This window comes from Rhodococcus sp. NCIMB 12038 (assembly GCF_002165735.1).
In the GTDB taxonomy this organism is placed as follows: domain Bacteria; phylum Actinomycetota; class Actinomycetes; order Mycobacteriales; family Mycobacteriaceae; genus Rhodococcus_F.
In genome coordinates this window covers 67,073-80,606 of the sequence record NZ_NHML01000027.1, presented here as the reverse complement: position 1 = coordinate 80,606, position 13,534 = coordinate 67,073, and the positions used below count along the sequence as shown (strand labels likewise).

The 13,534-nt window shown below is 66.9% G+C and carries 11 protein-coding genes; 9 read left to right on the top strand and 2 right to left on the bottom strand.

Features of this window, described 5'->3' with window-relative positions:
* Window positions 1-3: 3 nt before the first annotated feature.
* Window positions 4-2,979, top strand: a complete 2,976-nt coding sequence (locus tag CA951_RS31930; protein WP_087560720.1) for a UPF0182 family protein — start codon at window positions 4-6, stop codon at window positions 2,977-2,979.
* Window positions 2,980-3,137: 158 nt separating this feature from the next.
* A complete protein-coding gene (locus CA951_RS31925) occupies window positions 3,138-3,596 on the top strand; it encodes a ubiquinol-cytochrome c reductase iron-sulfur subunit (RefSeq protein ID WP_087560672.1) in 459 nt (152 codons plus the stop codon).
* A 95-nt stretch (window positions 3,597-3,691) separates the two neighbouring features.
* Here the strand turns inward: CA951_RS31925 and CA951_RS31920 are convergent, their stop codons facing one another.
* Together CA951_RS31920 and CA951_RS31915 are read right to left on the bottom strand one after the other, a co-directional pair.
* Window positions 3,692-4,096, bottom strand: a complete 405-nt coding sequence (locus CA951_RS31920) for a cupredoxin domain-containing protein (protein WP_087560671.1) — start codon at window positions 4,094-4,096, stop codon at window positions 3,692-3,694.
* 175 nt (window positions 4,097-4,271) lie between these two features.
* Window positions 4,272-4,649 (bottom strand): ANTAR domain-containing protein, encoded by a 378-nt coding sequence (locus tag CA951_RS31915; protein WP_087560670.1) that lies wholly within the window; start codon window positions 4,647-4,649, stop codon window positions 4,272-4,274.
* Window positions 4,650-5,043: 394 nt separating this feature from the next.
* Between CA951_RS31915 and CA951_RS31910 the strand changes: the two genes are divergently transcribed.
* The 7 genes from CA951_RS31910 (at window position 5,044) to CA951_RS31880 (ending at window position 13,452) form a co-directional block, all read left to right on the top strand.
* Window positions 5,044-6,699, top strand: a complete 1,656-nt coding sequence (locus tag CA951_RS31910; protein WP_256974171.1) for an ABC transporter substrate-binding protein — start codon at window positions 5,044-5,046, stop codon at window positions 6,697-6,699.
* Window positions 6,700-6,702: 3 nt separating this feature from the next.
* Window positions 6,703-7,665 carry an ABC transporter permease gene (locus CA951_RS31905; RefSeq protein ID WP_087560669.1) on the top strand — a complete coding sequence of 321 codons (963 nt, stop codon included), beginning with the start codon at window positions 6,703-6,705 and terminating at the stop codon, window positions 7,663-7,665.
* A gap of 12 nt (window positions 7,666-7,677) precedes the next feature.
* A complete protein-coding gene (locus CA951_RS31900) occupies window positions 7,678-8,550 on the top strand; it encodes an ABC transporter permease (RefSeq protein WP_087560668.1) in 873 nt (290 codons plus the stop codon).
* Window positions 8,547-10,223: an ABC transporter ATP-binding protein gene (locus CA951_RS31895; RefSeq protein ID WP_087560667.1), complete on the top strand. Its 1,677-nt coding sequence runs from the start codon at window positions 8,547-8,549 to the stop codon at window positions 10,221-10,223. The genes CA951_RS31900 and CA951_RS31895 overlap by 4 nt, the downstream gene beginning before the upstream one ends.
* Before the next feature lie 31 nt (window positions 10,224-10,254).
* Window positions 10,255-10,659 (top strand): rhodanese-like domain-containing protein, encoded by a 405-nt coding sequence (locus tag CA951_RS31890; protein ID WP_087560666.1) that lies wholly within the window; start codon window positions 10,255-10,257, stop codon window positions 10,657-10,659.
* Window positions 10,660-10,838: 179 nt separating this feature from the next.
* Window positions 10,839-12,074 carry an acyl-CoA dehydrogenase family protein gene (locus CA951_RS31885; RefSeq protein ID WP_087560665.1) on the top strand — a complete coding sequence of 412 codons (1,236 nt, stop codon included), beginning with the start codon at window positions 10,839-10,841 and terminating at the stop codon, window positions 12,072-12,074.
* A 10-nt stretch (window positions 12,075-12,084) separates the two neighbouring features.
* Window positions 12,085-13,452: an ABC transporter ATP-binding protein gene (locus CA951_RS31880; RefSeq protein WP_256974180.1), complete on the top strand. Its 1,368-nt coding sequence runs from the start codon at window positions 12,085-12,087 to the stop codon at window positions 13,450-13,452.
* Window positions 13,453-13,534 lie beyond the last annotated feature (82 nt).

Sequence of the window (13,534 nt, the reverse complement as noted above, 5' to 3'; positions counted from 1 at the left end):
GCCATGCAACCGTCGGACCGGACGTGGGCGCTGCCGCGGCGGGCCCGGGTCACGATCATGGTGACGGTGGTTGTCGTTGCGGTGCTGGTGATCGGGCCGCGTCTGGTCGTGGGATATACCGATTGGCTGTGGTTCGGTGAGGTCGGCTACCGCCGCGTGTGGGGGACCGTCCTGGTCACCCGGCTGATCCTGTTCACGGCGGTGACGCTGCTGGTGGGTGCGGTGATCCTCGCGGCCACGGTGTGGGCGTACCGATCCCGCCCACTGTTCGCGGCCGCTGCCGCGGACGCGGCGATCGATCCGCTCGAGCGGTACCGGACGGTGGCGCAGCGCCGCCCGCGGTCGTTCGCGGTAGGGATCGCGCTGCTGCTGGCGCTGCCGTTCGGGTTGCACGCGCAGTCGAGTTGGGAGACGGTGCAACTGTTCTTGCACGGCGGCGGGTTCGGCACCGTGGACGCGGAGTTCGGGTACGACATCGGTTTCTACGTCTTCGACCTGCCGTTCTACCGGCTGATCCTGACGTGGCTGTTCATGGCAGTTTTCCTGGCGTTGCTGATCGGCCTGGGAACCCACTACCTGTTCGGCGGCATCCGGCTGGCACCGAGCAAGGACCACCTCATCGAGGTGTCCCGACCGGCGCGCATCCAACTCGCGGTGCTCGCGGGCACGTTCATCGCGTTGAAGGCGGCCTCCTACTGGCTCGACCGGTACTCCTTGTTGTGGAGCGGCCGGAAGGAGCCCACTTTCACCGGGGCCGGATACACCGACATCAACGCGGTGCTGCCGGCCCGGCTGATCATGGTCGCGATCGCGGTGCTGTGCGCGGCGGCGTTCTTCGCCGCGATTGCGGTGCGGGACCTGCGGATCCCGGCGATGGCCACGGCACTGCTGGTGCTCTCGGCGATACTGGTCGGCGGTATCTATCCGGCGCTGATCGAGCAGTTCTCGGTCCGCCCGAACGCCGCCGACCGGGAGAGCCCCTACATCGAACGCAACATCGCCGCGACCCGGCAGGCCTACGGAATCGGCCCGGACCGGGTCGACTACCTCGACTATCCCGGGGTGGGCACCCGGCCGCCCAGGGACATTCCCGCCGACGTCACCACCATCGCCAACGCCCGCCTGCTGGACCCGACCGTGCTCTCGCGCACTTTCACCCAGCAGCAGCAGCTGAAGAACTTCTACGGCTTCCCCGAGCACCTCGACATCGACCGCTACACCATCGACGGACGACTCGCCGACTACATCGTCGCCGCCCGCGAGCTCTCCCCGAACAGCCTCAGCGGCAACCAGACCCAGTGGATCAACCGGCACACCGTTTATACCCACGGCAACGGGTTCGTCGCCGCCCCCGCCAACCGGGTCAACGCCGCTGTCCGCGACGCCGCCGGGCAGAGCGCGAGCAGCGACAGCGGGTACCCGATCTACGCGGTGAGCGACATCGCCTCGCAGGGGGGCGGCGGCCAGGTGATCCCGGTCGAGCAACCGCGCATCTATTTCGGTGAGGTGATCGCGCAGGCGGACCCGGACTACGCCATCGTCGGCGGCTCGGATGGTGCACCGCCGCGCGAGTACGACACCGACACCGCCCAGTACACCTACACCGGCACCGGTGGGGTGCCGGTGGGAAGCTGGGTCAACCGGTTGGCGTTCGCCGCCCGGTACGCCGAACGCAACATCTTGTTCTCCGGCGCCATCGGACCGGGGTCGAAGATCATCTTCAATAGGGACCCGGCCACCCGGGTCGAGCACGTCGCCCCGTGGCTGACCACCGACACCAACCCGTATCCGGCGGTGGTCGGGGGCCGGATCGTGTGGATCGTCGACGGCTACACCACTGCCGCTCACTACCCGTACTCACAGGTTGGCTCTCTCGCCGAGCCGGTGGTCACCGACACCGGCCGCACCCTGCCCCTCGGGCAGGTGTCCTATGTGCGGAACTCGGTGAAGGCCACCGTCGACGCCTACGACGGCACCGTCACCCTGTATCAGGTCGACGAGAACGACCCGGTCCTGCGGGCGTGGATGAGCGTGTTCCCCGGCACCGTGCAGCCGCCGACGGCGATCCCCACCGAGCTGCGCGCGCACTTCCGCTACCCCGAGGATCTGTTCCGCCTGCAACGGGACCTGCTGGCGAAATATCACGTCGATGATCCGCGGGAGTTCTTCACCACCAATGCATTCTGGTCGGTGCCCAGCGATCCGACCGCCGACACCGGTGGCGAGCAGCCGCCGTACTACGTCCTGGTCGGCGACGCCGGCACCGCGGCCCCGTCGTTCCGGCTCACCAGCGCCATGGTCGGCTTCAACCGGGAGTTCCTCTCCGCCTACCTCTCGGTGCACTCCGACCCTGAAAACTACGGAAGAATCGACATTCTGCGGTTGCCGACGGACACCCAGACCCAGGGCCCGCGGCAGACCCAGAACTCGATGATCTCCGATACCCGCGTCGCCTCCGAGCGAACCCTGCTCGAGCGGTCCAACCGGATCTACTACGCCAACCTGCTGACCCTGCCGATCGCCGACGGTGGCATCCTCTACGTCGAACCGGTGTTCACCGAACGCTTGACCAGCACGCCCAACGGTTCCACGTTCCCGCAGCTGGCCCGGGTCCTGGTCAGCTACCGTGAACCCGGCACCGGCGGGGTGCGGATCGGATACGCCCCCACCCTCGCCGAGGCCCTCGACCAGGTCTTCGGCACCGGGACCGGCGCCGTCGCCACCGCACCCGGCGGCGACGCCACCACACCACCACCTACCGATGGGCAACCGCCGGCGCCGCCTCCACCGGGCGCCCCACCCGCCCCGCCGCCGGCGGCATCGGACCAGCTGACCGCGGCGGTCCTCGAACTCAACGACGCCCTGGCCAACCTGCGCGACGCGCAACGCACCGGCGACTTCACCGCTTACGGCGCGGCCCTGGACCGCCTGCAGCAGGCCATCGACACCTACCTGGCCGCGGGCGGAACCCCGCACTGACCCGCGCACGGTGAGGGTTTTCGCGGGCGCCCGCCGAGTCGGATACGGCCTGCCCGGCGTCGTGCGTGTGAACCAGTCGTCGATGTCCTGCGTTAGAACTATTGAGAGCCGCAGTGTGCGATCCCGCGTGACCCCAGCCCAGACAGGGAGCAACCGCCATGCAGTCCGACGAACTCAACCAGGAGCAGAGCCTGCGGATCAACCAGATGGCGTTTCCGCGTCGTACGGTTATCGCCGGTATGGGTGTTGCAGCCGCCTTGGCCGCTGGTAGCGCGCTGTTCAGCAGAACACGCGCGTCGTCTGCGTCCGGCGGCAGTGCCGGCCCAGCTGTGAAGCCCGCGAGTGCAACCGTGCCGACCGGCAACGTTCCCGTCGGTGGCGGCGTGGTGCTCGGCGATGTTGTCGTCACACAGCCCAGCGGCGGTGACTTCCGCGGGTTCTCGTCGACATGCACGCACTTGGGGTGCACCGTATCCGACGTCTCCGGCGGCACCATCAATTGCCCGTGCCATGGCAGCAAGTTCAATCTCGACGGGTCCGTGCACAACGGTCCGGCGTCCGTTCCGCTCGCCCCACGGAGCGTCTCCGTTCAGGGGGACTCGGTCGTCGTCGACTGAGGTGTGTGACCACTGCGGGGGCCGGCCGCCGTCACTTGTTGTTCTCGGGGAGGCCCGAGAACAACCGCGTAGAACCCGGATCGGCGATGGTCTCGTCAGCCGACGGTCAAGTCGCCGTGCATGTTCGGATGATACGTGCAATGGAACGGGTAGGTCCCGGGTGTCGACGGCACGGTCAGTGTCGCGGTCTCGCCGCCTTCGATCTCGACGTCGAACGCGCCGCCGGTGTCTGCGGTCACCGTATGTTCCGCCGTGTCGTTGTTGCGAACGGTGACCTGCGTGCCGGGTGCCACCGTGGCGGGCGCGGTGTAGGCGAATCCCGAGATGACGATCTCGTTCGTTCCCGCCGCCACGGCCCCTTCCGACGACGGCATCGACGTAGTGTCGGTGATCGCCGGGGTGGGTGCGTAGTCGCCGGTGCTGCCGCCGTCATTGCTGCAGGCGGTGAGCGCGCACGCGGCGACGAACGCCGACCCCAGCAGAACTGTGGAGAGCTTCATATCCGATACCACGATTCATCGGCCCATTCCGTTCACTACAACGCGTGAGAGAATTTTCGCGGCAGTGGCCGGGTTCACCGCGGGATCGGCAGCGGGATCCGGGGATCAACTCAGCCGGGGCTGAATTGCCATGGATCTGTGCCCCGTGACGTTTGTCGCTGTCCAATCCGGCCCGTCACGGTCGAATCTGTGTCGCGAGGTGGGGGTGGTGGCGTCCCTGCAAACTGTCCATGCGCTGTGACGGACGACGGTGGTGCGCGGACGACGGTCCGCGGAGTCCTTCCCACTCGGGGAATGCGACCGGCCTGCGACTCGTGAGGTGACCGGTGTTGCTGGTGAGATCGATCAGGCACCGGGCAGCGCCCTGCACGGAGAGGTGGTGCCGACGGGCCACGTCGAGTAGTTCGTCGAAGGCCTGGGCATCGCTGTAGCCACGCCTGGTGATCAGGACTGCCTTCGCGGTGGACACGAGCTCACGGTCCGACGGCCCCCGGCGCCGGTCGAGGAAGCTGCGGGCGGACCGCACGGGGTTCGAGATCTCGGAATTCAACATCTGGCATCACCTTCGTCTACGACATTCCCCGGGTCGCGGACTCGTAAACGGATACGGCCGTGCCGATCGCTGACTTGAGCCAATCTTAAAGAACCTCGTAGTTCAGGTTGGTTGTTCGCGATTCCTGCACTGTGCACACTCAGCTGGTCACAGTTGTGACGAGTGTCGAGACGCGGAAGGAAGAACGTGATGAGCGCCCATGGCCCCCTGTTCTCCTCCGCTGCGTTCCACTGTTGTCGCTGATCTCGTGACCGGGCGCCTGCGGGCACCCGATTCGGAGTTCGTCCCTCCGATCCCCTGATCGTCCCGTCGCCCGACCGTCGTCGGCGCGGATTCGGCGCCACGCGTGTCTCGTCTTCCCTCCGTTAGTCCATGTATTGAGGAGTTCCGTCAGATGACCCGAAGATTCGTCGGCAGAGCAACAGCTCTGATTGCGGCCACGGCCGCCGCAGCACTGGTGCTCACCGGGTGCGCCGCATCCCAGTCGGTGGCCTCCTCGAACGCCGGTGGGGATCCCGTTCCCGGCGGGACCCTCCGGTTCGCCGTCCTGGACGCGCCCGCGAACCTCGATCCGCATTCCGGCAGCTCGTACCCGGAGTCGCTGATCACGAGCAACATCAGCGACAAGCTCGTCTTCCAGAATCCCGAATCGGGTGCCCTCGAACCCTGGCTGGCGACGTCGTGGGATGTCAACGAGAACCTGACGGAATTCACGTTCCACCTGCGGAACGACGTCACGTTCAGCGACGGCACGCCGTTGACAGCGGACTCGGTGAAGGAGAACTTCGACCTCCTCGGTTTCGGCAACAAGGAACTCGGTGTCGTCCCCGTATCCGCGTACTGGGGCGGGTACCTCGGCACCGAGGTGATCGACCCGAGCATCGTGAAGGTCACCCTCGACAAACCGAGCGCCGGTTTCCTCCAGGGTCTTTCGATGTACTTTGCCGGGATTCTCGGGCACTCGACCCTGCAGTTGCGGAAGGAGGACCGCGCGCTCCCGCAGAACATCGTGGCCACCGGACCGTTCGTCGTGACCGAGCACGTGTACCAGGAGAAGACCGTCCTGCGGAAGCGGGAGGGATACAACTGGGCGCCGGAGAGCCGGGGGCACAACGGTGACGCGTACCTCGACACGGTGGAAGTGCTCGTCATCCCCGAGGCCGGGGTTCGGACGGGGGCGTTGCGCTCCGGCGAGGTGGACGCGATCCTGGACGTCAACACGACGGATGAGGCGCCGCTGCGTGCCGAGGGCTACGAGATCGTTCCCCAGCTGATCCCGGGCCGCGATATCGCATTCGATTTCAAGACCGATCTCTTCCCGACCAACGAGCGTGCCGTGCGCGAGGCCGTCAAACTCGGCTGGAGCCGGGACGCGCTGGCGAAGACGGTACTGACCGACAGCTACCGGCCGTCGTCCTCGGTGGTCTCGGAGCGCGTGCCGGGGTACGCGGATTTCAGCGATCAACTGGTCGAGAACCAGGACGAGGCGAGGCGGATCCTGGATCAGGCCGGCTGGAAGGACGGCCCGGACGGTATTCGCGTCAACGCCGACGGCAAGCCGCTCACGCTGAGCCTGCTCGCCATCAACAACCTGGTGATCAACAAGCCCGCGTTCGAACTCATCCAACAGGATCTACGTGACATCGGTGTGGACCTGCAGTTGCAGGTGCTTCCCATTCCCGATTACCAGGCGGCGAGCAAGCTTCAGGGGAAGTGGAACGTCCAGGTGTTCAACACCAGCCGATCGGATGTGGCGGTGCTCGAGCAGACCTATTCGCCGTTGTTCACGAACGGCGCCGCCATCACGTCGGACAACCCCGTTCGGCAGAAGGCGATCGACACGTTCCGCGCCGTCAACGAGACACTCGATCCGGCCAAGCGTGCCGCCGCGGCCGCCGCGGCGCAGGACTTCGTTCTCAACGAGGAGATCCTCAGCGTGCCGGTGTACAACCCGGCTCAGGTGACCGCGGCCAACCCGAAGGTCCACAACGTGGGCTACGAGGCACAGTCACGAAACGTGTTCTACGACACATGGATAGAGCAGGGCTGAACAATGGGACGGTACATCCTCGCCAAACTGGGCCAGTCCCTGTTCGTCGTGTGGGCGGCGTACTCGCTCACCTTCGTCCTGCTCTACGTCCTTCCGTACGACACCGTCGACCTCATGTTCGACCCGAGCGAGGCGGAACTGGTCAGTGACGCCGACAAGGACGCGGCCCGCGCACACTACGGGCTCGACCAGCCGGTGGTCGTGCAGTACGCCACGCGACTGTTCGGCGCGCTGCACGGGGACTTCGGGCATTCGGTGCGCACCGGGGAGAACGTGTGGTCGATGATCTTCGCGGTGTTGCCGCAGACGGCGATCCTCGCCGGTGCCGCGCTGCTGCTCGCCGTGATCGTGGCGTTCGTCATTGCACTGTCGGCGGCGTACACCCGCAGTTCCTGGCTGTCGCAGACCATCGCATCCCTTCCCGCGGCCGGTGTGTCGGTGCCGGTGTTCCTGGTGGGGCTCGCGATCCTGCAGGTCTTCTCGTTCCAGCTGCGATGGTTTCCCCCCATCGGAAACGACGGCTTCGCCTCGCTCGTGCTGCCCGCCGTCACGCTGGCGATACCGGTGTCGGCGCCCATCGCGCAACTGCTGCTGAAGAACATCGAACTCGGGTTGACCGCGCCCTACGTCACGGTGTCCGTGGCGAAGGGCGCCAGCCGGCTGTGGGTTCTGGTGCGCGACGTTCTCAAGAACGCGTGCCTGCCCGCACTGACAATTGCCGGACTCACCCTCGGCAACCTGCTGGCCGGCGCCGTGATCGTCGAGACCATCTACTCGCGGTCCGGTCTCGGCCGGCTGACCGAAACGGCGGTCCGCACGCAGGACGTGATGCTCGTGCAGGCGGTGGTGGTGTTCGCGGCCATCGTCTTCGTGGTCGTCAACTTCGTGGTCGACATCGTCTATCCGCTGCTCGACCCGCGGCTGCGCACGCGGGTCCTGGCCGGCGCCGCCCCGGTGGCCGGTTAAGGAGGCATCACAGTGACCACATTCGATTTCCGCTCATCGGCCGCATCCACCGCCGACACCGCGGCCGACCGGTTCCTGCGGTTCGTGCGGTTTGCATCGACCGCACCAGGCCTGATCCTGTCCTGGCTGGTGATCGTCACAGTCGTTCTCTGGGCGGTGGTTCCCAGTTGGTTCACGTCGTTCAGTCCGTACGACGGCGACGTCGACGCCAGCTTCAGCCCACCCGGTCCCGACCACCTGTTCGGCACCGACCGCCTCGGCCGGGATCTGCTCGCCCGCGTGATCTTCGGGGCGTCCACGACGCTCAGTGCGACGTTGCTCGCAGTGCTGGTGGGATTCGTCGTCGGTTCGATCGTCGGCCTGCTCAGTGGATTCGTCGGCGGTCGTACCGATGCGGTCGTCATGCGCTTCGTCGATGTGCTGCTGGCGATTCCGGCGCTCCTACTCGCGATGACGGTCGTGACGGCACTCGGGTACGGAACCTTCAATGTCGCATTGGCCGTGGGAATATCCGCAGTTGCGGCATTCGCCCGCGTGATGCGTTCCGAGGTGCTCAAGGTTGCCCAGAGCGACTACGTGGAGGCGGCCTACGGATCGGGGGCCGGCTTCGGCCGGGTCGTGGTCCGGCACGTGCTGCCGAATTCCGTCACCGCCGTGCTGTCGTTGGCTGCGCTCGAATGCGGTTCGGCCATCCTGGCCGTGGCGGCACTGGGTTTCCTCGGTTACGGTGCTCCGCCGCCGGAGCCCGAGTGGGGCCTCGCCGTGGCGGAGGGGCGCGACTACCTCGCCACCTACCCCTGGATCTCAATCCTGCCCGGCGTCCTGATCGCCGTGGTCGTGCTCGCCACCAATCGCATCAGCAAATCGCTAGGAGATCAGAGATGAGCAACGTCGAACAGGGTGACGGTCCACTGCTGCGGATCGACGATCTGCGGGTCAGCTACCGTTCCGCCCGAGGGGCGGGGAAGACCGCCGTCGAGGGTGTAGGACTGAGCGTTCACCCGGGTGAGTTCGTGGCCGTCGTCGGTGAATCGGGCTCGGGCAAGAGCACCACCGTCCACGCCGCGTTGCGGCTCCTGCCGTCGTCTGCATCGATCGACTCCGGCACGATCCACCTGGGCGGCCGGGACGTGACCCGGTGGAAGGACCGGCAGCTGGCACAACTGCGTGGTCCGTTCGTCGGGTTCGTTCCACAGGATCCCGGCACCTCGCTCAACCCGGTGAAAAGAGTCGGGGTGCAGGTCCTCGAGGCGATCCGGCTGCACCGGAAGATCGAGTCGGGTCCCGCGCGGGAGTTGGCGCTCGACAAACTGCGTCTCGCCGGATTGAACAGTGTCGAACGGATCTACTCGCAGTTCCCGCACGAACTCTCCGGCGGGATGAAGCAGCGTGTCCTCATCGCGATCGCCCTCGCGAGTGATCCGGCACTGCTGGTGGCGGACGAGCCCACGTCGGCGCTCGACGTGACGGTCCAGAAGGTGATCCTCGACCATCTCGCGGTTCTCCGCGACACGCTCGGGCTCGGCGTCCTGCTCGTCACCCACGACCTCGGGGTGGCGTTCGACCGGGCGGACCGCGTGGTGGTCATGCGGCAGGGGAGGATCGTCGAACAAGGGGAGACGCGGGAGCTGGTCGAGAATCCGCGGCAGGAATACACGCGGTCGCTGATCGCCGCGGCGCCGTCGTTCCGCAGCGCCCGTCTCGGGCCGTCACCGCTCGCGCTCGCGGCTCGCGCTGTGGACGACACCGCGGCCGCGGGCCCCGTCCTGGAATTACGCAACGTGACCAGGCGGTTCACCGTCGGGTCGGGCTCGAAGGCGTCCGAGTTCGTCGCCGTCGACGGTGTGACCGTCGGTGTGATCACCGGTTCCACGCACGCCGTGGTCGGCGAATCGGGAGCGGGCAAGTCCACACTCGCGCGAATCGCGGTCGGGCTCAGCCGACCGGACGCCGGCGAGGTTCTGCTCGACGGCGAGAGGATCGACGGACTGTCCCACCGCCGGTTGCGCCAGGTGCGCCGCAGGATCCAGCTCGTGCGTCAGAACCCGTACTCGTCACTCGACCCCAAACTCAGCATCGAGCAGATCATCGCGGAACCGCTGGCAGCGTTCAAGATTCGGAACAATCGAACCGAACGCCGCAACCGGATGGTCGAATTGCTCGACGCGGTGGCGCTCGACAGCACGTTCCTCCGGCGCAAACCCGTCGAACTGTCGGGCGGGCAACGGCAGCGCGTCGCGATCGCGAGGGCACTCGCCGCCGACCCGAGCATCGTCGTTCTCGACGAGGCGGTCTCGGCCCTCGACGTTTCGGTTCAATCGCAGATTCTGCAACTCCTCGTCGACGTGCAGGCCGAATTCGGGCTGACGTATCTGTTCATCACCCACGACCTGGGTGTGGTGCGGTTGATCGCCGACGACGTCACCGTGATGCGTGGCGGGCGGGTGGTGGAGTCGGGGCGCGTCGACGACATCTTCGGTGCGCCGCGCGAGGCCTACACCCGCAACCTGCTGCACGCCGTACCCGGCGAGAACCCACTTCTCGCCGCCGCGATCTGACATCCCGACCACCTACCGAGAAGGACATCACATGACGGACAACACCGACACCGCCGACAGGCTTACCCCCGCTCTCGTCACCCCGGTGCTCGCGGCCGCGGCCGTCAAGGGCGGCGCCGTCCTCGTGGACGTGCGCAGCGCCAAGGGGCGCGGAGAGAACGGCGAGGTCCCCGGAGCAATCGTTGCCGACCGAGACGCGCTCGACGAACAGTTCGGACTCGACTCACCCACGAAGCACGCCGAGATCGTCTCGCTCGACCAGCCGATCGTCGTCGTGTGCGGATCCATTGCGGGGTCCGGCCCGGTGGCGGAGGGATTACTCGAGCGGGGCTTCCGCAACGTGGTGCACGTCGACGGCGGGTTCGCCGCCTGGAAAGCCGCAGGCCTGCCCGCGAACGAGCCTGCATCGGCACACGGCGACGAGACTCGGATTTAGCGGATCTACACGAAGCGTAAAGGCCGATTGTGTTGATCGGCAACATGTCTCGATATGAGATGAGACGGAGAACCCGAGCTTCCGGTCGCTCCCATCGGGGCCCGGCCGGGTAGTCCGTTCCGTCGACCGTCACCCGTCCGGGTGACGGCGCTCGATCACGTCGTCCGAGGAGACCCTTCATGTCCGCTGTCACCCTGCCCGGCCGCGTCAGCGACCATTCCACCGCCGTCGACCGTTTGCTCCCCCGGTTCCGGGAGATCTTCGCGCGCATCGCCGCCGGCGCGGCGCAGCGAGAACGCGCCCGGGAGCTGCCGTACACGGAGGTGGCCGAGCTGTTCGCCGCGGGGTTCGGCGCACTGCGCGTCCCGGTCGAATTCGGCGGCCACGGGGCGACCCTGCCCGAGCTCTTCGAACTTCTCGCCGAGCTCGGGCAGGCCGATTCCAACATCCCGCAGATCCTCCGCGGACACTTCACCACCGTCGAAATCCTCCGCAATCTGGACGACGGACCGGTGCGGGCCCACTGGCTGGAAAAGATCGGTGCGGGAGCGGCATTCGGCAACGCACAGTCGGAGCCCACCGGCCGGGGCACGTTCGACATCTCGACCACCGTCGCCGACCTGGACGGTGAGGCGGTGGTATCCGGCGAGAAGTACTACACGACGGGAACTCTCTACGCCGACTACATCCGGGTCGCCGTGACCGACGGCGACGCGCGGCGCCGCTTCGTGGTCGTGGCGGCCACCGCGGCCGGCGTCGACCGCATCGACGACTGGGACGGGATCGGCCAGCGGCTCACCGCCAGTGGAACCACGAAGTTCGAGGCGGCACCGGTCGCCGAGTTCGGCGAATTCGGACACCGCCCGGGATTCCTCGACCAGCAGTCCTCGTTCGTGCAGATCGTGCACCTGGCGACGCTGGCGGGGATCAACCGCAACCTGCGCGACGACGCGGTGGAACTTGTGCGCAGCCGCACCCGGACCAGTCTGCATGCGCCGTCCGATGCGGCGACGTCGGACTACGCGGTTCTCGGCGTGGTCGGGAAGATCGCGAAGAACGTTCTGGTCGTCGACAGCATCCTGCAGCGGATCGCGCAGGAACTCGAAGACGTCAACGCACGGTTCGCGGCCGAGGGACCCACCCGCGATCTGTTCGCGGAGGTCTTCGTGAACACGTCCGCGGCGCAGATCGCCGTGATCGACGCGGTCCTGGACTCCGCCAACCTCATCTTCAACGCGGGCGGTTCCTCCGCGGTACGAGAGACCCGCAACCTGGACCGCCACTGGCGGAACGCCCGCACTCTCGCCTCGCACAACCCCGTGGTCTACAAACCGACGGTTATCGGCGACTACCTGGTCAACGGCACCACACCCAAGTCGTTCGCCGACCGGTACGGCGAGCCCGAGAACTCCTGATCGCCGATCCATCCCCGGTTCGCGGATCAGCCTGATCCCGCAGGACCCCACCGTGTCGCTCAACCTGATCAAGCGGATCGGCCCGCAGATCGAGGACGTCCTGAAACTGCACACCGACGAGAACCGGGCGACGCGCCGCGAGCACGTCCACCGTTTGCTCGAACAGGTGGGATTCACCGATGTGGAGCGTCGCTACCGGCAATACCCGCACGAGTTGTCGGGCGGAATGCGGCAGCGTGTGCTGATCGCCATTGCCATCGCGGGCGACCCCGACCTGATCGTGGCGGACGAACCGACGTCGGGTCTCGATGTCACCGTGCAGAAGCGGATCCTCGACCTCCTCGACGAATTACGCGACCGCACAGGGACGTCGATGGTCCTCATCACCCACGATCTGGGTGTCGCTGCCGATCGCTCCGATCGCATCGCGGTCATGCGTGCCGGCGAGATCGTCGAGCAGGGGGAGACGCGGTCCGTGATCGCAGACCCGGCGCACGAGTATTCGCGGCACCTGCTGCGCAGCACTCCCACCCTGGGCCGGACGACCCGGACCGGGTCGGCGAGCACGGACGATTCCGAGTCCCCGGTCGTGCTGTCGGCACGACACCTGACCAAACACTTCGCCGTGCCCGGTGCGAGGGGCGTGGTGACGGCCGTCGACGACGTCTCGTTCGATGTTCGTCGGGGACAGACGCTGTCGATCGTGGGGGAGTCCGGTTCGGGCAAGTCGACCACCGCGCGGATGCTGGTCCGGCTCATCGAGCCGACGAGTGGATCGATCGAGATCCTCGGAACCGACGTGACCGCGTTGTCGCGCAGACAGTTCCGGCGGCACCGCCGAAACATCCAGATCGTGTACCAGAACCCGTACGCGGCATTCGACCCGCGGTTCGATCTGTTCTCGATCATCGAAGAGCCCCTCCGCGCGCACGGTAGCACCACCCGCGCGGACCGGGCGGCACGCGTGCGGCGGGCGCTCGAGGAGGTGGCAATGCCCGCCGCCTATCTGGAGCGGAAGCCGAGTGAGCTGTCCGGTGGTCAGCGTCAGCGCGTCGCGATCGCCAGAGCGCTGGTGCTGGAGCCGGAGATCGTCGTACTCGACGAACCGGTCTCGGCGCTGGACGTCTCGGTGCAGGACCAGATTCTGGTTCTGCTCGACCGACTGCAGCGCGAACTCGACCTCAGCTACGTCCTCATCTCACACGACCTCGCCGTGGTGCGCGCGATCAGTGACCATGTCGCGGTGATGCACCACGGAAGGGTCGTGGAATACGGGGCCGCCGAACAGGTCTTCACCGACCCCGTGACCGACTACACGGCCGAACTGCTCGCGGCCGTCCCCGGTCGGAGACCGAGTGCGCGCGACAAGGTGCACTGAACAGAATCGTCGTGATCACAAACCTGTGCTGAACGGTCGGCGGTGGGCAGGATGGGAATACGGTCGAGCGGAGATCCCGCGC